Origin of the sequence: Rhizocola hellebori (genome assembly GCF_016862955.1) — a bacterium.
In the GTDB taxonomy this organism is placed as follows: domain Bacteria; phylum Actinomycetota; class Actinomycetes; order Mycobacteriales; family Micromonosporaceae; genus Rhizocola; species Rhizocola hellebori.
Window position 1 is genome coordinate 17,888 of the sequence record NZ_BONY01000045.1, and the last position, 17,025, is coordinate 34,912.

The following is a 17,025-nucleotide window of genomic DNA, read 5'->3' on the forward strand; positions in this document are numbered from 1 at the left end:
AATGCTAGTCGCCGCGAGCCGCCCAGAGCAGACCCCTTTCGGTCAGCAGGCGGATTTCTGGCACATCAAGGTCTGGCAGATGGTGCCCCACAGTCGAGACGAAAATCCGGCCCGCCCCCCACTGCCTGGTCCACACCGCCGGGTGGGTAACCGCTTCACGCCAAGGCTTTCCGGGCTCGGCCGGCATGGTGATCGTCGCCAGCACCTCGTTGAGCGGATCGGTCAGCACCCAATAGCGCTCGGTGTGCAGCGCCACGGTGGTGATTCCCTCGACAATCGGATGTTCTTTGACGACGGTCAGCTCGTGGTCGACGAAGTTGTCTGGGTGACACACAAACCAGCCTCCCGTCATCCACTGATAGTTGCGGTCGGCGAAGGCCGCCACCACGCCGCCGTGCCAGCCGGCAAACCCAACCCCACCACGCACTGCCGTTTCCAGTCCGGCTTGCTGCGGCGGCGTCAGCTCTCCGCGGGTCCAGCATTGAATGATCAGGTGGGTACCGGATAGAGCCTCGACGTCTTCATAGACCTCCAGCGAATCGGAGATTTCGACGGTGAAGCCCGACGATTCCAGGAAAGGAAGGAAACTGTCGGTGGTCTGCACCGGTTGATGGAAGTCGGCACCGCCCCTGACGATCAACGCTCTTCGCACGCGGCCACAGTACCTTTGTCGGCATGCATCCTCAGGTGGGCCTGCGATCCCTCTGGCCATATCTTCGCGATCATCGCCGATCGCTGGTGGTGGTGGCCATCCTCTCCCTCGTCAGCGCCGCCGGCACTCTTGCCCAGCCGCTGCTGACCCGCAATGTGATCGACGGGATCACCACCTCCGCCACCATCACCACCGAGGTGATGGCCCTGGTTTTTGTCGTCATCGCGGTCGCCATCCTCGACGGATTTCGCAGCTTCACGCTCAAGCGCACCGCCGAGGGGCTTGTGCTCACGGCTCGGCGCAGGCTCGCCGGGCACCTGCTGCGCCTGCCGATCGCCGAGTACGACTCCCGCCGCACCGGCGATCTGCTTTCCCGCATCGGCGCGGACACCACCCTGCTGCGCGCGGTGGTGACCTCCGGCCTGTTCGAGACGGTCACCGGCGCGATCATGGTGGTCGGCGCCACGGTCGGGATGCTGCTGCTCGACCCGGTTCTGTTCGGAGTCACCCTGATCGGGCTCACCTTGGGGTTGACCGGCGGTTTCGTCTTCGTCCGGCGCATTCGCAAGCTTTCCCGCCAGGCGCAGGAACGCATCGGCGAGATGACCTCGACCGTGGAGCGGGCCCTCAGCGCCGCCCGTACCATCCGCGCTTCGCGCGCCGAGGAGCGGGAAACCAATGCTGTCAACGAGTCCGCGGCTCAGGCGTTTCGGGCCGGGGTGCGCATCGCCAAGCTCGAGGCCTTCGTGTCACCGGTGATGTCGATCGCGGTACAGGGCTCGTTCCTGCTCGTGCTCGGGGTCGGCGGGGCCCGGGTGGCCAGCGGGGCGATCACGATCGGCGATCTTGTGGCCTTCGTCCTGTTCATCTTCTTCCTGGTGATGCCGCTAGGCCAGGCCCTCAACGCTTACACCCAGTTGCAGGCCGGACTTGGTGCGCTGCAACGGATGGAGGAGGTGATGGTGCTGCCCCTGGAGTCCGCCGCCTCCGTTTCGGATGCCACTCCGGCTTCCGGCGCCATCGCCTTTGACAAGGTCACCTTCGGCTACGGCTCGGCCGAGCCCGTGTTGCGGGAGGTGTCCTTCACCGTCCCGGCCGGCACCCGCACCGCGCTGGTCGGGCCGTCGGGCGCGGGCAAGTCGACGATCCTTTCTCTGATGGAACGCTTCTATGAGGTCGGCTCGGGCGCGGTGCGGGTCGGCGGCGTCGATGTGCGCGACATCGCCCATGACGAGCTGCGTTCACGGCTGGGCTACGTGGAGCAGGAATCCCCCGTCCTGGCCGGGACGCTGCGGGAGAACCTGCTGCTGGCCACCCCCGACGCGACCGAGCAGGCCATGCTCGGCGTGCTGCGCGCGGTCAACCTCGAAGAGCTGGTCGAGCGCACCCCGCTCGGCCTGGACGCCCAGGTCGGCGAGGGGGGCGTGCTGCTGTCCGGCGGGGAGCGGCAGCGCCTGGCGATCGCCCGGACCCTGCTCGCCTCGCCGCAGATCCTGCTGCTGGACGAGCCGACGAGCAACCTCGACGCGCGCAACGAGGCCGCCCTGCGGGCCGCGATCGACACCGTGGCCCGCGACCGGACGGTGCTCATCGTGGCGCACAGGCTCTCCACGGTCGTGGACTCCGATCAGATAGTCGTGCTCGACCGCGGCCGGGTGGTCGCCTCCGGCCGTCACGAGGAGCTGCTTTCCAGCAGCGAGCTGTATAGGGAACTCGCGACGCACCAGCTGCTCGTCGCCGCCGCGGAATAGGGTGGCGCTAGACGATAGGCTTGACCCGTGACTGTTCGCGTACGCTTCGCACCTTCTCCGACAGGAATGTTCCACGTCGGCGGGGCCCGATCGGCCCTCCAGAACTGGATCTTCGCCAAGCAGCAGGGCGGCGTCTTCGTGCTTCGCATCGAGGACACCGACACGGCTCGCAACCGTCCGGAGTGGACCGAAGGGATCCTGTCGGCGCTGGAGTGGATAGGCATCAGCCGTGGCTCTTACGAGGGCCCGCTGTTCCAGTCGTCCTACGCCGCCGAGCAGGCCAAGGCGATCCAGCTGCTGGTCGACGCGAAGAAGGCCTACCACTGCGACTGCACCCGAGACGACGTGGTCGAGCGCACCGGCAACAAGCACTCCGGCTATGACGGCCACTGCCGCGACCGGGGCCTCACCTCTGGCGCGCTTCGGTTCCGCACGCCCGACGAGGGCGTGACCAAGGTGGTCGATCTCATCCGCGGCGAGCCGACATTCGAGAACAAGCTCATCGAGGATTTCGTCATCGCCCGCGGCGACGGCTCGCCGGTGTTCCTGCTGGCCAATGTCTCCGACGACATCACCATGGGCATCACCCACGTGATCCGCGCCGAGGAGCACCTGCCGAACACGCCCAAGCAGCAGCTGCTGTGGGAGGCCCTCGGCCATACCCCGCCGGTCTGGGCGCACGTTCCGGTGGTGGTCAACGAGAAGCGGCAGAAGCTTTCCAAGCGCCGTGACCGGGTGGCTCTGGAGTCCTTCCGCGACGAGGGATACCTCGCCGACGCCATGCGCAACTACCTGATGCTGCTCGGCTGGGCGCCCTCGGGCGATCGGGAGATCGTGCCGTGGTCGGTCATCGAAGAGGAGTTCCGCCTGGAGAACGTGAATTCGTCTCCGGCGTTCTTCGACGAGAAGAAGCTGCGCGCCTTCAACGGCGAGTACATCCGCGCGCTTCCGCTGTCGGAGTTCATCGACGCGTGTGAGCCCTGGACCTCCACCATCCCCAACTTCGACCGGGCCGTGTTCGCCCAGGTCGCGGAGCTGGCGCAGACCCGCATCGCGCTGCTGTCGGAGATCGTGCCCAACATTGACTTCCTCTTCGTCGATCGCCCGCAGCTCGACGACGCGGCCTGGCAGAAGGCGGCCAAGGACGCGGCCATCCTGCCCGCGGTCATCGAGGCCTTCGAGGCGCTGTCCACTTGGGACGCCAACACGCTCAAGGACACGCTCGTCGCGGTGGGCGAAACGCACGGTCTCAAGCTGGGCAAGGCACAGGCCCCGGTACGCGTCGCGGTGACCGGGCGCGCCGTGGGGTTGCCGCTCTTCGAGTCGCTGGAGGTGCTCGGCCGCGAGCGCACCCTGCAGCGGCTACGCGCGCTCGCGTCTGTTGCGTAGCACGGTAATCAGGCCACCCACCAACAGTCCGGCCACCGCCGCGCCGCCGATCCAGGGCAGCCATGGCGTGTCGTTGCTCTTCTTCTCCGGCGCGGCGACCGCCTGGCTGCTCGCCGCCGGCGGCTCTGTCACGCGAACCGGCTCGGCGGTCGGCTGCGGCGGCGGGGGCAGCTGCAGAGTAAAGGTGTAGCTGGTCTTCACCGGGTGGCCGTCGTCGGAGACCAGCTCATAGCCGACGGTGTAGAGCCCGCTCACGGTCGCGGTGAATGGCGCGGAAATGAATTTGCCTTCCACCTTCACCGCACCGATCGCGCTCGCCCCGTCCGGGCCGGTAACCGTCAACTTGGTAGCTGGCTTGAGCGTCGACAGGAACTGCAACTTGACCTCAGCGGGGGCCGCGGTCATGACCTGATCCTTGGCCGGCTCGGCCTTCACCAAAGTGTTATGGGCTAACGCCGGGCTCGCCACGGTCAGCACCAGGCCGGCCATCGCGGCGAATATCAAGGTCAGACGCTTCATGAGCATTGGTCGACGGTACCCGGCCGATAAGTTCCCGGCCGCGCTGACGAAATCCGACTGTGTTTGGCGCAACCCCATTGCCCTGCTGGGCGTCTATGAGGAAACTTACGGGGAATATCAAAAGAGTGGGGCCACTCATGCCAGGTCGGCTGCTCACCCTCGCCGGGCCGTTCGTCGCCGCGGTGGGGCTGGTTTTCCTGCCCGCCGCCGCATTCGGCGCGCCGGCACCAACGCCGAGTCCGGCCCCGCCGGTCAAGACAATACAGATCACCGGGACGAGTCTGGCCAACCCGATCACCGTCAGCTCGCAACGCGATCCGGCCCGTCAGGACGCCCTGCGCAGCGAGCTCACCCTGTTCGCCACCCAGGCCGGCACGGCCGCGACGCTGCCGCCGGAGAAGCTGGGCCCGAAGTTCACCGTGGTGCTCTCCACCGACGGCAAGGCGACCGAGCAATACGACCTCTACCCGCTGGCGACCGGCGGTCCACGCGCCTACCGCCCGGCGGAGCAGCCCGACAAACGTCAGGTCGGCGAGGCCTGGTTCTACGGCCGCATTTCCATGCCCGGCGCGCTGCAGGCCGTAGGCGTTCCCCTGCAAGGGCTTCCGGCCGATCTGGGCGGCGGAGGCGGCGGCGCCGCGCCCCCGACCGACGCGCCCGACATCGGCCGCATGCTCGGCGACTGGCGTAACTTCATGGGTCTCAATATCGCCGTCATCATCGTCGTGGCCGCGGGCGTATTCGCCTTGGCCTATGTGCTGCGCCGGCAGGTCTGAGCCCGCTTACGCCGCGCAGCCCGCTAGGCCATACTGACGCGCATGCGTCCCCTTAAGGCTTGCCTTGCGCTGATTCTCGCGGCCTTCGCGCTGACCGGCTGCATCAAGGTAGAGATGGCTGTCGCCATAAGCGACGACGACATGGTCAGCGGCTCGCTGATCTTCGGCATCGAAAAGGCGGTGCTCGAGCAGGACAAGTCCGGCAAGGCCCCGGCGCAGATCGTCAACGACGCCGTCGCCCAGATCGGCGCTATCCCGCCGAGCCAGCGCACCGAGGTCTACGAGGACAGCAAGTACCTGGGCCGGCGATTCATCTTCGACCGCGTGCCGCTGGCCGAGTTCAGCCGCAAGGACGGCTCGGGCCCGCAGATCGTCCACAGCGGCGGCCTCTACACGTTCACCATGAACGGCGACACCGCCACCATGGATCTCGGCCCGACGCTGCAGTTCTACGACCTGCTCAACGCCGCCGAATTCAGGATCTCCATCACCTTCCCCGGCCGCGTCATCGAGCGCGACAACCTCGCCACCCTCAGCGGCAACACCGTGAGCTGGCGGGTCAAGCTCAGCAGCAAGCACCAGTTCAAGGCGGTTTCCGAGGAGCCGGTGGGCTTCCCCTGGCTGCTGGTCGGCGGGGTCGCCGCCATCTTCGGGATCCTCATCATCATCGGCATCGTCGTCCTTGTCATCCGTGTCAACCGCCGGCCCAAGCCGGTCGCGCCGCCCATGCCGGCACCCGCTGTGCAGCATGTTGACTAGGCTGTGACCATGACCAAAGTCGCCGGCGAAACGGGCGAGGAGCCCCTCGCCGCGACGCTGCGGCAGATCGAGCGATCGGCCGGCGCACTCGCCACGGCAAGCGTGTCGCGAATGGACGAGACGCTGGTCTGGTTCCGCGATCTTCCTGCCGACCAGCGAGCCTGGGTCATGCTGGTGGCCCAGGCCGGGGTGCAGTCGCTGGTGGAATGGCTGCGCCAGGGCGGTGGCCTCAGCGGCGGGCCGCAGGCCGTCTCCGACGAGGTCTTCGACGCCGCCCCGCGTGCGCTGGCCCGAAGCATCAGCTTGCAGCAGACGGTGGCGCTGATCCAGGTGACCATCGATGTGGTCGAGGCGCAGGTCTCCTTCCTGGCCGCGCCGGGCGAGGAGGCCCTGCTGCGCGAGGCGGTGCTGCGCTACTCGCGTGAGGTCGCCTTCGCCGCGGCCCGCGTCTACGCCCGCGCCGCCGAGTCACGCGGGGCCTGGGACGCCCGGCTGCAGGCGCTTCTGGTCGACGCCCTGCTGCGCGGCGACTCAGCTGACGTGCTCGCCAGCCGTGCCGCCGCGCTCGGCTGGACAGACGCCCCGCCGGTGGCCGTCGTGGTGGGCAAGTCCCCCGGTGGCGAGGCCGGGGCGGTGCTGCACGCGGTGGCCCGCGCGGCGCGGCGCGCCAAGTTCGAGGTGCTGGGCGGCGTACACGGGGACAGGCTCGTGGTGGTGATCGGTGGTGCCAAAGATGCCACCGACGCGGCCACCGCGCTGTTGAGCACCTTTGGACCCGGCCCGGTCGTGGTAGGCCCCTCTGTACCGACTTTGGAGTCGGCGACCGAATCGGCGCGCTCGGCGATGGCTGGATTCCGGGCGGCGGCCGCTTGGCCGTCGGCGCCCCGGCCGGTACCCGCCGATGACCTATTGCCGGAAAGAGCGCTGTCGGGCGACGGTGAGGCGCGGCGGATCCTGCGCCATGCCGCCTACGGCGCTCTGGTCAGGGCGAGCGGGGAGCTGCTGGAGACGCTGGACGCCTTCCTCGCCAACGGTGGAGCGCTGGAGGCGACCGCTCGCGCGCTGTTTGTCCATCCCAACACCGTGCGTTATCGATTGCGACGAGTGGCGGAGGTCACCGGCTTCGCGCCGCTCTTGCCACGCGACGCGTTCACGCTAAGAATCGCGCTTGCACTAGGGCGTTTAGAGCCCGGAGCCACGAGCTCTTTGTAGACCCCCTACAACAGTTGTAGGAGGATTTGGTGAGCGCCATCAACGGCACTGTCGGCCGTGATCCCTCAGGGTTAGTAGGTGCTCGCAGTTCTCTCGCCTGGCCAGGGTGCCCAAAAGCCCGGCTTTCTCACCCCGTGGCTCGCTCTTGACGGCGCCGAGGCCCGCCTTCGCTGGTGGTCCGCGCTCGCCGGGGTCGATCTGCTCCACCTCGGCACCCAAGCCGACGCGGAGGAGATCAAAGACACCGCCAAGACCCAGCCGCTGCTGATCGCCGCCGCTCTGCTGGCCGCCGATCACCTGCCGATCGCCGACGTTTCGGTGGTCGCCGGGCACAGCGTCGGCGAGCTGGGCGCGGCCGCCTTGGCCGGGGTGCTGAGCCCCGAATCCGCGATCACCCTGGCTGGGGTGCGCGGAAGGGAGATGGCCGCGGCGTGCGCTCTGGAACCGACCGGCATGGCCGCCGTACTCGGCGGAGAAGAGGCCGAAATCCTTGCAGCGCTTGAGAAACACGGCCTCTACCCGGCCAACCGCAACGGGGCCGGCCAGATCGTGGCCGCCGGGGCGAAGGACGGGCTGGAGAAGTTCGCCGCCGAGCCGCCGGCCCGCACCCGCATCATCACGCTGCAGGTGGCCGGCGCCTTCCACACGCCCTACATGGCCCCGGCCGAGCAGGCCCTGGCCGCCGTGGCCGGCGGCATCAACGCCGCCCACCCCGCCAGGATGCTGCTTTCCAACGCCGACGGCGTCGCCGTGCACGACGGCCCCGAGATGCTCTCGCGGCTGGTCAAGCAGGTCACCGCGCCGGTGCGCTGGGACCTGTGCATGCGCAGCCTCGCCGACCTCGGCATCACCGCCATCATCGAGCTTCCCCCGGCCGGCACCCTGGCCGGCCTGATCAAACGTGAACTCAAGGGCGAACAGGCCCCCGAGATCGTTACGCTGAACACACCCGACGACCTGGCCGCCGCTCGTGATCTGATCGGCCGGCACCGCGCGGCTCACACCAACGAGCCGTCGCTCCATTTCCGCGTCGTGGTCGCCACTGTCGGCGGCACCTTCGAGCCCACCGCAGGCCTCGAAGAGGGCTCGCCCATCAAGGCCGGTGAAAGCATCGGCCGCGTGGTCACCCGCCAGGGCAACGTTGACGTGACCGCCCACCAGCCCGGTCACCTCATCGAATGGCTGGCCCACCACGACGACCCGGTCGCCCCGGGCCAACCGCTCGCGCGCATCGGAGAGCTTTCATGACAGCAACGGGGTCCAAAATCCTTTCGTTCGGCCATTACCAGCCGTCGCGGGTGCTGACCAACGACGACCTGGCTCAGATGGTCGACACCAACGACGAGTGGATCCAGTCTCGCGTCGGCATCAAGGAGCGGCGCATCGCCGATGGCGAGACCGTCGCCGACATGGCCGGGTTCGCCGCCGAGAAGGCCTTGGCCGCCTCCGGTCTGACCGCGGCCGACATCGACCTGATCATTGTGGCGACCTGTTCCAACGCTGACCGCAGCCCCAACACCGCGTGCAAGGTGGCCGCGAAGCTGGGCATCGCGTCGCCGGCCGCCTTCGACCTCAACACCGCCTGCTCCGGCTTCTCGTACGCGCTCGCCAACGCCGATCACGCGATCCGTGCCGGCGCCGCGCGCAACGCCATCGTCATCGGCGTGGAGAAGCTGTCGGAGATCACCGATTGGACCGACCGGTCCACCGCCGTGATCTTCGGTGACGGCGCGGGCGCCGCCGTAATCACCTTGACCACCGGCGACGAGGAGCCCGGCATCGGCCCCGTCGTCTGGGGCTCGGAGCCGAGCGAGGCGATCGCCATCAACGGCTGGCGGCCTTACATCGTCCAAGAAGGACAGAAGGTGTTCCGCTGGGCCACCACCACGGTGCCCGGCATCGCCCTCGCGGCCTGTGAAAAGGCCGGTGTCCTACCCGCTGACCTGGGCGGTTTCGTGCCGCATCAGGCCAACCTGCGCATCATCGAGCCGGTCGCACGCAAGATCGGTGTAAATCCGGATGTGGTGGCCCGCGACATTGTCGAGTCGGGCAACACCTCGGCGGCGAGCATCCCGCTCGCGCTGTCCAAAATGATCGAGCGGGGCGAGGTCAAGTCCGGTACGCCGGTCCTCCTCGTCGGCTTCGGCGGTGGCCTGACCTATGCAGGCCAGGTTGTTCGCTGCCCGTAGTTCTGTAGTAACTCTCTAGTAAAGACACCATCGAAAGGGAAAGAAATGACCAAGGACGAGATCGTCGCTGGCCTTGCCGAAATCCTCGAAGAGGTCGCCGGCGTGAACCCGGACGACGTCACGGAGGAGAAGTCCTTCACCGAAGACCTCGACGTCGACTCGCTCTCCATGGTCGAGGTCGTCGTTGCGGCGGAAGAGAAGTTCGGCGTGAAGATCCCGGACGACGAGGTGCAGAACCTCAAGACCGTCGGCGACGCCGCCGATTTCGTGCTCAAGCAGGCCTGAGGAAACCATCGTGACAAAGCCTGACGTCGTCATAACAGGGCTCGGAGCGACCACCCCGCTCGGCGGAGATGTCGCCTCCACCTGGGAAGCGATGCTGGCCGGACGCTCCGGGGTCAGCAAGCTGACCCAGGAGTGGGCCGCGCAGCTCCCGGTTCGCATCGCCGCCCAGCTCGCTGTCGAGCCAAGCGAGGTGCTGGACCGGATCAGACTGCGCAAACTCGACCGGTCCGAGGCCTGCGCGCTCATCGCCGCGGCCGAGGCGTGGGCCGACTCCGGCCTCGCCGATGCGGGCCTGGACAAAGAACGTCTCGGGGTCGTGGTCGGCTCGGGCATCGGCGGGGCGCAAACCCTGCTCGCCCAGGACGACATCCTCGAAGCCTCGGGTCCGCGCAAGGTGAGCCCGCACACGGTCCCGATGCTCATGCCCAACGGCCCGGCCGCCTTTGTCGGGCTGGAATACGGCGCAAAGGCCGGTGTGCACGCGCCGACCAGCGCCTGCGCGACCGGCGCGGAGGCGATCGCGTGGGGCCTGGACATGATCCGCGCAGGCCGCGCGGACGTGGTCATCGCCGGTGGCGTGGAGGCGGTCATCCATCCGCTGCCGATCGCCGGCTTCGCCTCGATGCGCGCCATGTCAACGCGCAACGACGATCCCGAGCGGGCCTCCCGTCCCTGGGACAAGGGTCGTGACGGCTTCGTGCTCGGCGAGGGCGGCGGCATCGTCATCCTCGAGCGCGCCGATCACGCGTTGGCAAGGGGCGCCACGATTTACGGCAGGCTTGCCGGCGCCGGCATGACCTCCGACGGGTACGACATAGTGCAGCCGCATCCCGAAAGTGAAGGCGGCGGAAGGGCGATGCTCGCCGCGCTGCGCGACTCGGGCATCGCGGCCGTCGATGTCATGCACGTCAACGCGCACGCCACGTCGACCCCGGTCGGCGACATGGCTGAGATTCTCGGCGTCAGGCGGGTTCTTGGCGATCACCCCGTGCTCACCGCCACCAAGTCGATGACCGGGCACCTGCTCGGCGCGGCCGGTGCGCTGGAGTCGATCGCAACGATCCTGTCCATTCGCGACAGTGTCATTCCGCCGACCATCAACCTTGATGACCCCGATGACGCGCTGACGCTCGATGTCGCCGCGCTCAAGGCCCGCCACATGCAGATCCCCGCTGCGCTGAACAACTCGTTCGGCTTCGGTGGCCACAATGTGGCGTTGATTTTCTCGCGCGCCTGATTTTTGGAGACATAGATGACCATCACCCCGGCGGCGGTTGACGAAACCGCCGTGGACTACCGTGATCCATTGGTGCGGTTGCGCGCTCTCTTCGACCAGGGCACCCTGCGCACCCTCACCGGCCAGGACGACTCCGGGGTGGTCGGTGCGCGTGGCGAGATCGATGGCACGAAGGTCATCGCTTTCGCCACTGACGCCACCAAAATGGGTGGCGCGATGGGCATCGAGGGATGCAGACATGTCGTCGATGCCATCGACATCGCCGTGCGGGAAAGGGTTCCGGTCATCGGGCTGTGGCACTCCGGCGGGGCGCGCCTTGCCGAGGGGGTCACCGCGCTCGACGGGGTGGGTCAGGTCTTCGCGGCCATGGTTCGCGCGTCCGGCCGGGTGCCGCAGATCTCGGTCGTGCTCGGCCCCGCCGCCGGTGGCGCCGCCTACGGCCCAGCGCTGACCGACATCGTCATCATGGGCGCCGAGGGACGCATCTTCGTGACCGGGCCGGAGGTGGTCCGCAGCGTCACCGGCGAGCAGGTGGACATGGAACGCCTCGGTGGTCCCGAGCCGCACGGCCGCCGCTCCGGCGTCGTGCACATCACCACCAAGGACGACGACTCCGCCCTGGCAGAGGCGCGCAAGGTCGCCAAACTCCTTGGCGCGCAAGGCCGCCTCTCCCCCGCCGACGTGGCCGAGGAGCGCGACCTCGCCGCCTCCATGCCGCCCGAGGCGTCCCGCGCCTACGACGTCAAGCCGGTGGTCAAAGCGCTGCTCGACGAGCCGGGTGTGGAGCTGCACAACAAGTGGTCGCCGAACATCGTCACCACGCTCGGCCGTTTCGCCGGGCGGACGGTCGGTGTCATCGCCAACAATCCGCTGCGCCTCGGCGGTTGCCTCGACGCGTCCAGCGCCGAGAAAGCCGCTCGTTTCGTGCGGATGTGCGACTCCCTGGGCGTCCCGCTGATCGTGCTCGTCGATGTCCCCGGCTACCTGCCCGGCCTCGGCCAGGAATGGGACGGCGTGGTGCGCCGCGGGGCCAAGCTCCTGCACGCCTTCGCCGAAGCCGTCGTGCCGCGGGTAACCCTGGTGACCCGCAAGGCCTACGGTGGCGCCTACATCGCCATGAACTCGCGTTCCCTCGGCGCCACAGCCGTTTTCGCCTGGCCCAATGCCGAGATCGCGGTCATGGGCGCCAGCGCGGCCGTGAACATCCTGCACCGCAAGAAGCTCGCGGCCTCCCCCGCCGAGGAGCGGGAAGCGTTGCGCGCCAACCTCATCGAGCAGCAGCTGCACGAGGCCGGCGGCGTCCAGCGCGCCCTGGAGATCGGCGTGGTCGACGACATCATCAAGCCCACCGAGACCCGCAAGCGCATAGCCGAAGCCCTGGCCAACGCCCCCGCGGCGCGCGGTGCTCACGGCAACATCCCGCTGTAACACGCCAATTTCCCGTTGCGCCGCCTGGTTTCCGCCGGGCGGCGTTTCCGCGGTTGGCGGGCCGCCGGGTGAACTCCTGGGCGGAGGCAACGCCATGTCCGTGCTTGGTTTCGCGTTCGCGTAACCTGCGCTGGTGACCTTGCCGCTGCCTCCGGGTGACTTCCACGCCTATCTCTTCGACTGTGACGGCACCATCGTCGACTCCATGCCCCTGCACTACGTCGCTTGGAAACAAGCCCTCCACGAGTGGGGCTGCGAATTTCCCGAGGACCTCTTCTACGCCTGGGGCGGGCGGCCGGCAACCGACATCATCGCTTCGCTCAATGAGCGCCACGGCCTGGCCATGCCCATCGACACCGTGGACGAACGCAGAGATGCCCTCTTCCGCCAGCTTCTGCCCCAGCTCACCGCCGTGCCCGAGGTTCTCCTCCACATCGACGATGCCTTCGGCCGCATCCCCTTCGCCGTAGTCTCCGGCGGCGTGCGTGACTCGGTCACGGCTTCGCTCGGCCAGCTTGGCCTGCTTGACAAGTTCAAGGTGATGGTCTGCGCAGGTGATTACAGTAGAAGCAAGCCAGATCCAGAGTGCTTCCTGCTCGCCGCCGAGCGCCTCAATGTCGCGCCGCGCCACTGCCTGGTCTTCGAGGACACCGACCTGGGCGTCCAGGCCGCCATCGCCGCTGGAATGGCTTACGTCCGAGTTCCCTCGGCGTTTGCCCGCTCGTCTGCGGGTAGCGTTCCACTTGATGATGGCGCATGACGCGGAGGAGAAGATCATGACTTCTATCGACGGGCAGCCTGCGGTCACCCTGGCCGGTGGCAGCGAGATGCCACTGCTGGGCTTCGGCACCTGGCAGGCGCGCGGTAGCAGCTGCTACGACGCGGTCGTCGCCGCGCTACAAGCGGGCTACCGCCACATCGACACCGCCACCATGTACGCCAACGAGGCCGAGGTGGGCCGGGCGCTGCGCGACAGCGGCGTGCCCCGGTCGGAGGTCTTCATCACGACCAAACTGCCACCCGACCGAGCGGGCCACGAAAGCTCCACCCTCCGCGCAAGCCTGCACGGGCTAGGCGTCGACGCGATCGACCTGTGGCTCATCCACTGGCCACCCGCGGGCCGCCGCTCCGTCTCGGTGTGGCGCGAGTTCATCGCCGCCCGCGACGCAGGCCTGACCAAGGCGATCGGCGTGAGCAACTATTCCGCCGCCCAAATGGACGAGCTCGACAAGGAAACCGGACAGCGTCCCGAGGTCAACCAGATCAGGTGGAGCCCAGCGCTGCACGACCCCGCCGTTCACCAGCAGCACCGCAAGCGCGGCATCGTGCTGGAGGGCTACAGCCCATTCAAGACAACAAATCTGAACGACCCCACCCTCACCGGCATAGCCGAAGCACACGGCGTGACGGCGGCACAGGTAGTGCTGCGCTGGCACATCCAGCACGAGATTGTGGCGATCCCGAAATCGGTGACGCCGCACCGCATCCGCGTGAACGCCGACATATTCGGCTTCACCCTCACCACCGAGCAGATGACCCAAATCGACGCCCTCGGCCACACCCACTAACCAGCAACCTGATTCACGGGTCCGCCCAGGCTGGGGGTGAACCGCGCCTTCAGCGGCGCGAGATCCAGGCGGTTCCGGAAAGGGGCAGGTGGCGAAAGCGGCGCAGCCGCAGCGAGAGTCGGCGGCAGGGAGGTCCCACGAGCAGGTGGGGTGTTGTTGCCAACACCCCACCCGCTGGTCGGCGGCGCAGCCGCCGGGCCTTCGTCGCCGCACGGGAGTTCACGGCGCGCAACCACCACGAACCGGGTCGGTGGGGCGGGAGGCCGGGAGGTTGGTGGGGTGGGGGGGTGGGGAGCCAGCGGCGGGCGAGGAGGGCTACGCAGGTTAGGGGCAGGGCGAATAGGGCGATCAGGGTGGTGGCGGGTAGATGGGTTGAGCCTAGGCCGTATCCGAAGTAGACGGTGACCGCGAGCAGCTCGGCGCCGAGGCCGGCTACGGATAGGACGGTGGCGCGGGCGGTGGTGGCGATGGCTTGCTGTAGGCGGGATTCGGAGACCAGGCGCACGATCTGGGTGGCGCCGAAGCTGCCGGCCACCAGGAGCATGGCCAGGACAGGGTGACCGGTCAAGGGGCCGATGGCGAGCAGGGCGGCCGCGGCGAGCAGGAGCCGGCCGGCGGTGGCGGGTGAGATGGTGGCCAAGCGAGACGTGACTGTGGCGGCGGCCGCCATGGCGACGGCGGGGATCAGGAGCAGCAGGGGCACCAGGGCCGTGGCCGCGCCGAGTTCCTTGAGCAGCAAGGGAAGGAACTCGTCGAAGGCGGTGAGCCCGGCCATCGCGATGGCGAGGATGAGCACGTGCCGGACGATGGGGTGGAAACGGGCCTCGTGCAGCCCGGCGCGTAGCTGGTGAAGGTATTCGGTCACGCCGCCGGTGGCGGTGGCCTTGACCCGTGGGGTTTCCGGGAACGACAGCGCGGCGGCCACCCCGGCCAGGGACACCGCGACGCTCAGCCAGCCTGCCAACCCGTACCCGCCAAAGGAAAAGATTGGTGCGCCGAGAGCCGTCGCCAGCATCATGGCGGCAATGGCCAGGGTCTGGCCGCGGCCCACGATGCGCAGGTAGGCGTCGGTCTGGCCGATGGCGGCCAGCTCGTCATAGACGAGGGCCTCGACGGCGCCGGATTTCATGGCGCTGCGGATGCCCCACAGCACGAAGCCGAGGGCGAAACCCCAATAGCTGGGCCAGATCGTCCAGATCAGGAAGCCCACGCCACGGATGGCCGCGCCCAGGGCCACGAGTTTGCGCCGGGAGAACGCGTCAGCCCAAGCGCCGGAAGGGATCTCGACGGTGAAGGCGGTGACCGACCAGATGACGAACAGCGAGGCCAGCTCGCCCGCGGAGACCCCAGAGTCGATCATGTAGAGCGCGTAAAGGGGAAACCAGGGGATGAACTCGTCGGTGATGCGGAGCGCGTAGAGACTACGAGCGAGCCGCCGAGTGGTCACCCAGGCATCATCCTGCGCGGGTCAACAGGGTTACCGGCGCTCCTTCGGCGGCGTAGCGGTACGGCTCAAGCTCCTGGTCCCATTCGGTGCCCATCGCCGCGTCGAGCGCGAAAGCGAGCGCCTCCGGGGTGCGGGCCGACGCGATGAGGGTGCGCAGCCTGTCCTCACCGATCTGGATGTCGCCCGCGGCACCGGTGGTGGCGCGGAACAGGCCGCGCGACGGGACGTGCATGAAACGCTCCCCGTCGACGCCGGCGCTCGGCTCCTCGGTCACCTCGAAGCGGACCATCGACCACTGGCGAAGCTCGTGGGCGATTTGTGCCGCAGTGCCCGGTCTTCCGGACCATCCGCACTCGGCGCGACGCGCGCTTGGCTCGACCGGCTGGACCGTCCACGGCAAACTCACCGGGATCGCGAGCGCACGAGACATAGCCCACTCGATGTGTTGACACAAAGCGAGCGGGCTCGAGTGGACGTATACAACGCCACGCGTCGGCACTTAAATGACCTCCCGGCAGGACAGGCACGTCTTCCCCTACGACCTGGCTGATCGGGTGTCAAGTTGTCAGCCCATGATGACTGCTGCGGCGATGTGACGCCAGTGACTCGCCAAGAACGAGACCGAACTTTTTCCCCGTGTACGGGGTCGTGTAGAGTTTTTCCGGCAATCAGCCTTCAGCGTTTTCCCAAGGAGCAGCTCGTGGCGACCAACACTTCAAAGACCGCGCGCGCGTCAGTCCGAGCTGGACAAGCAGGCAAGGACGGCGCGCTCAGCGTGCTTGGCGAGTACAAGTACGTCATCCCGCTCAACAGCGGCAAGCACGCCTATGTCCGTAACCTGACCAACGGCAAGACGGTCCACCTGAGCACCTCCTCCGACGCGTTCGTCGAGGAGATCCGGGTGCTGGCCGCCGCCGGTCACGCCACGAAGATCCGCGCCGAGCTGGTCGCGCTCAACACCGCCCACCCGGGCCAGGGTTGGGACGCCACCGAGAAGCGTCTCGTCGAAGCCGGCGTGTTCGAGGGCTGACGCCCCGACAGACATTGATAAGGCCCGCCCGGACAGGCGGGCCTTATGTCTTATGGGTTGAGGATCGTCACCTGTCCGGTGTCGAGGTCGTAGACCGCGCCGACGACGTGTGCACGGCCCACCCGGTCGGCCTCGGCCAGCCGGTCGACCTTGCGCAGCGACTCGACCGTGCGGGCGACATGCTGGCGCAGCGCCTTGTGCTCTACGTCGGGGTCATGGATGCCGACCGCGGTGACCGACGGCTCGATCTGCTCAACCAGGTAGCCAAGCGACCCGCTCGGAATATCTCCGGAGCGCATGGCTTCGATGGTGGACGCGATCGCCCCGCAGCGCTCGTGGCCAAGCACCATCACCAGCGACACATCGAGCTCACCGACCGCGAACTCGATGGACCCGACGATGCTTCGATCTAGCACGTGGCCGCCGGCCCGGACCACGCAGATCGACCCGAAATTCTGATCGAAGACCGCTTCTAGAGGCACTCGCGAATCGATGCAGCCAACCACGACGGCGTAGGGCTGCTGGGCGCGCGAGCTCGCTGCCGCATTGGCGACATGGTGTCCATATCGCGGGCGGCCGGCGACGAAGCGACGATTGCCGGCAAGCAGGTTGGCGAGCGCTTCGACAGGGCCGGGTCGGGAACCCGTCTGCGATCGCGCTGGAACCGTGTCAGCGTGAAACGTCACGAGAATACTGTCGCTGTTTCGCCTAGTTTCCGGGAAGCGAACGGCTAACAAATGTCGTAAGTGTCACGCACGAGAGGGCTCAGAAGCCCCGAGTCAG

General features: G+C 67.8%; 18 protein-coding genes. 13 read left to right on the forward strand and 5 right to left on the reverse strand.

All coding sequences use genetic code 11. The features are described 5' to 3' along the window. Positions 1 to 4: 4 nt before the first annotated feature. Entirely contained in the window at positions 5 to 652 is a 648-nt protein-coding gene (locus Rhe02_RS30655; protein ID WP_203911889.1) for a ThuA domain-containing protein, read from the reverse strand. Between the two features lie 23 nt (positions 653 to 675). On the opposite strand from Rhe02_RS30655, the gene Rhe02_RS30660 reads away from it, so the two are divergent. Together Rhe02_RS30660 and gltX are read left to right on the forward strand one after the other, a co-directional pair. After that, positions 676 to 2,403, forward strand: coding sequence for an ABC transporter ATP-binding protein (locus tag Rhe02_RS30660; RefSeq protein WP_203911890.1), 1,728 nt, complete (start codon positions 676 to 678; stop codon positions 2,401 to 2,403). A 27-nt stretch (positions 2,404 to 2,430) separates the two neighbouring features. After that, positions 2,431 to 3,792 (forward strand): glutamate--tRNA ligase, encoded by a 1,362-nt coding sequence (gltX, locus tag Rhe02_RS30665; protein WP_203911891.1) that lies wholly within the window; start codon positions 2,431 to 2,433, stop codon positions 3,790 to 3,792. Here the strand turns inward: gltX and Rhe02_RS30670 are convergent. Further along, a complete protein-coding gene (locus Rhe02_RS30670; RefSeq protein WP_203911892.1) occupies positions 3,766 to 4,317 on the reverse strand; it encodes a copper resistance CopC family protein in 552 nt (183 codons plus the stop codon). The genes gltX and Rhe02_RS30670 overlap by 27 nt on opposite strands. Before the next feature lie 131 nt (positions 4,318 to 4,448). On the opposite strand from Rhe02_RS30670, the gene Rhe02_RS30675 reads away from it, so the two are divergent. The 10 genes from Rhe02_RS30675 (at position 4,449) to Rhe02_RS30720 (ending at position 13,765) form a co-directional block, all read left to right on the forward strand. Continuing rightward, positions 4,449 to 5,087 carry a hypothetical protein gene (locus tag Rhe02_RS30675; protein WP_203911893.1) on the forward strand — a complete coding sequence of 213 codons (639 nt, stop codon included), beginning with the start codon at positions 4,449 to 4,451 and terminating at the stop codon, positions 5,085 to 5,087. Between the two features lie 42 nt (positions 5,088 to 5,129). After that, positions 5,130 to 5,846: an LppM family (lipo)protein gene (locus tag Rhe02_RS30680; RefSeq protein ID WP_203911894.1), complete on the forward strand. Its 717-nt coding sequence runs from the start codon at positions 5,130 to 5,132 to the stop codon at positions 5,844 to 5,846. A 9-nt stretch (positions 5,847 to 5,855) separates the two neighbouring features. Then, a complete protein-coding gene (locus Rhe02_RS30685) occupies positions 5,856 to 7,058 on the forward strand; it encodes a PucR family transcriptional regulator (RefSeq protein ID WP_203911895.1) in 1,203 nt (400 codons plus the stop codon). Between the two features lie 78 nt (positions 7,059 to 7,136). Next, positions 7,137 to 8,306, forward strand: a complete 1,170-nt coding sequence (locus Rhe02_RS30690; RefSeq protein ID WP_203911896.1) for an acyltransferase domain-containing protein — start codon at positions 7,137 to 7,139, stop codon at positions 8,304 to 8,306. After that, on the forward strand, positions 8,303 to 9,247 hold the full coding sequence (locus tag Rhe02_RS30695) for a beta-ketoacyl-ACP synthase III (protein ID WP_203911897.1): 945 nt from the start codon (positions 8,303 to 8,305) through the stop codon (positions 9,245 to 9,247). Before Rhe02_RS30690 ends, Rhe02_RS30695 begins: the two co-directional genes overlap by 4 nt. A 45-nt stretch (positions 9,248 to 9,292) precedes the next feature. Further along, positions 9,293 to 9,532, forward strand: a complete 240-nt coding sequence (locus Rhe02_RS30700) for an acyl carrier protein (protein ID WP_203911898.1) — start codon at positions 9,293 to 9,295, stop codon at positions 9,530 to 9,532. A 10-nt stretch (positions 9,533 to 9,542) separates the two neighbouring features. Further along, positions 9,543 to 10,769: a beta-ketoacyl-ACP synthase II gene (gene fabF, locus Rhe02_RS30705; RefSeq protein WP_203911899.1), complete on the forward strand. Its 1,227-nt coding sequence runs from the start codon at positions 9,543 to 9,545 to the stop codon at positions 10,767 to 10,769. Positions 10,770 to 10,784: 15 nt separating this feature from the next. Further along, positions 10,785 to 12,197: an acyl-CoA carboxylase subunit beta gene (locus Rhe02_RS30710; RefSeq protein WP_203911900.1), complete on the forward strand. Its 1,413-nt coding sequence runs from the start codon at positions 10,785 to 10,787 to the stop codon at positions 12,195 to 12,197. Between the two features lie 133 nt (positions 12,198 to 12,330). Next, entirely contained in the window at positions 12,331 to 12,957 is a 627-nt protein-coding gene (locus tag Rhe02_RS30715) for an HAD family hydrolase (RefSeq protein WP_203911901.1), read from the forward strand. Between the two features lie 16 nt (positions 12,958 to 12,973). Further along, a complete protein-coding gene (locus Rhe02_RS30720) occupies positions 12,974 to 13,765 on the forward strand; it encodes an aldo/keto reductase (RefSeq protein ID WP_239124153.1) in 792 nt (263 codons plus the stop codon). Between the two features lie 49 nt (positions 13,766 to 13,814). Here Rhe02_RS30720 and Rhe02_RS30725 read toward each other — a convergent pair whose 3' ends face one another. Next, positions 13,815 to 15,212 carry an MFS transporter gene (locus Rhe02_RS30725; protein WP_203911902.1) on the reverse strand — a complete coding sequence of 466 codons (1,398 nt, stop codon included), beginning with the start codon at positions 15,210 to 15,212 and terminating at the stop codon, positions 13,815 to 13,817. 7 nt (positions 15,213 to 15,219) lie between these two features. After that, entirely contained in the window at positions 15,220 to 15,711 is a 492-nt protein-coding gene (locus tag Rhe02_RS30730; RefSeq protein ID WP_203911903.1) for a DUF3145 domain-containing protein, read from the reverse strand. A gap of 201 nt (positions 15,712 to 15,912) precedes the next feature. On the opposite strand from Rhe02_RS30730, the gene Rhe02_RS30735 reads away from it, so the two are divergent. After that, positions 15,913 to 16,242 carry a hypothetical protein gene (locus Rhe02_RS30735; protein WP_203911904.1) on the forward strand — a complete coding sequence of 110 codons (330 nt, stop codon included), beginning with the start codon at positions 15,913 to 15,915 and terminating at the stop codon, positions 16,240 to 16,242. 50 nt (positions 16,243 to 16,292) lie between these two features. On the opposite strand, the gene Rhe02_RS30740 is transcribed toward Rhe02_RS30735, so the two are convergent. Then, complete coding sequence (locus tag Rhe02_RS30740) at positions 16,293 to 16,928, reverse strand: carbonic anhydrase (protein ID WP_203911905.1); 636 nt, start codon at positions 16,926 to 16,928, stop codon at positions 16,293 to 16,295. Positions 16,929 to 17,025: the final 97 nt, after the last annotated feature.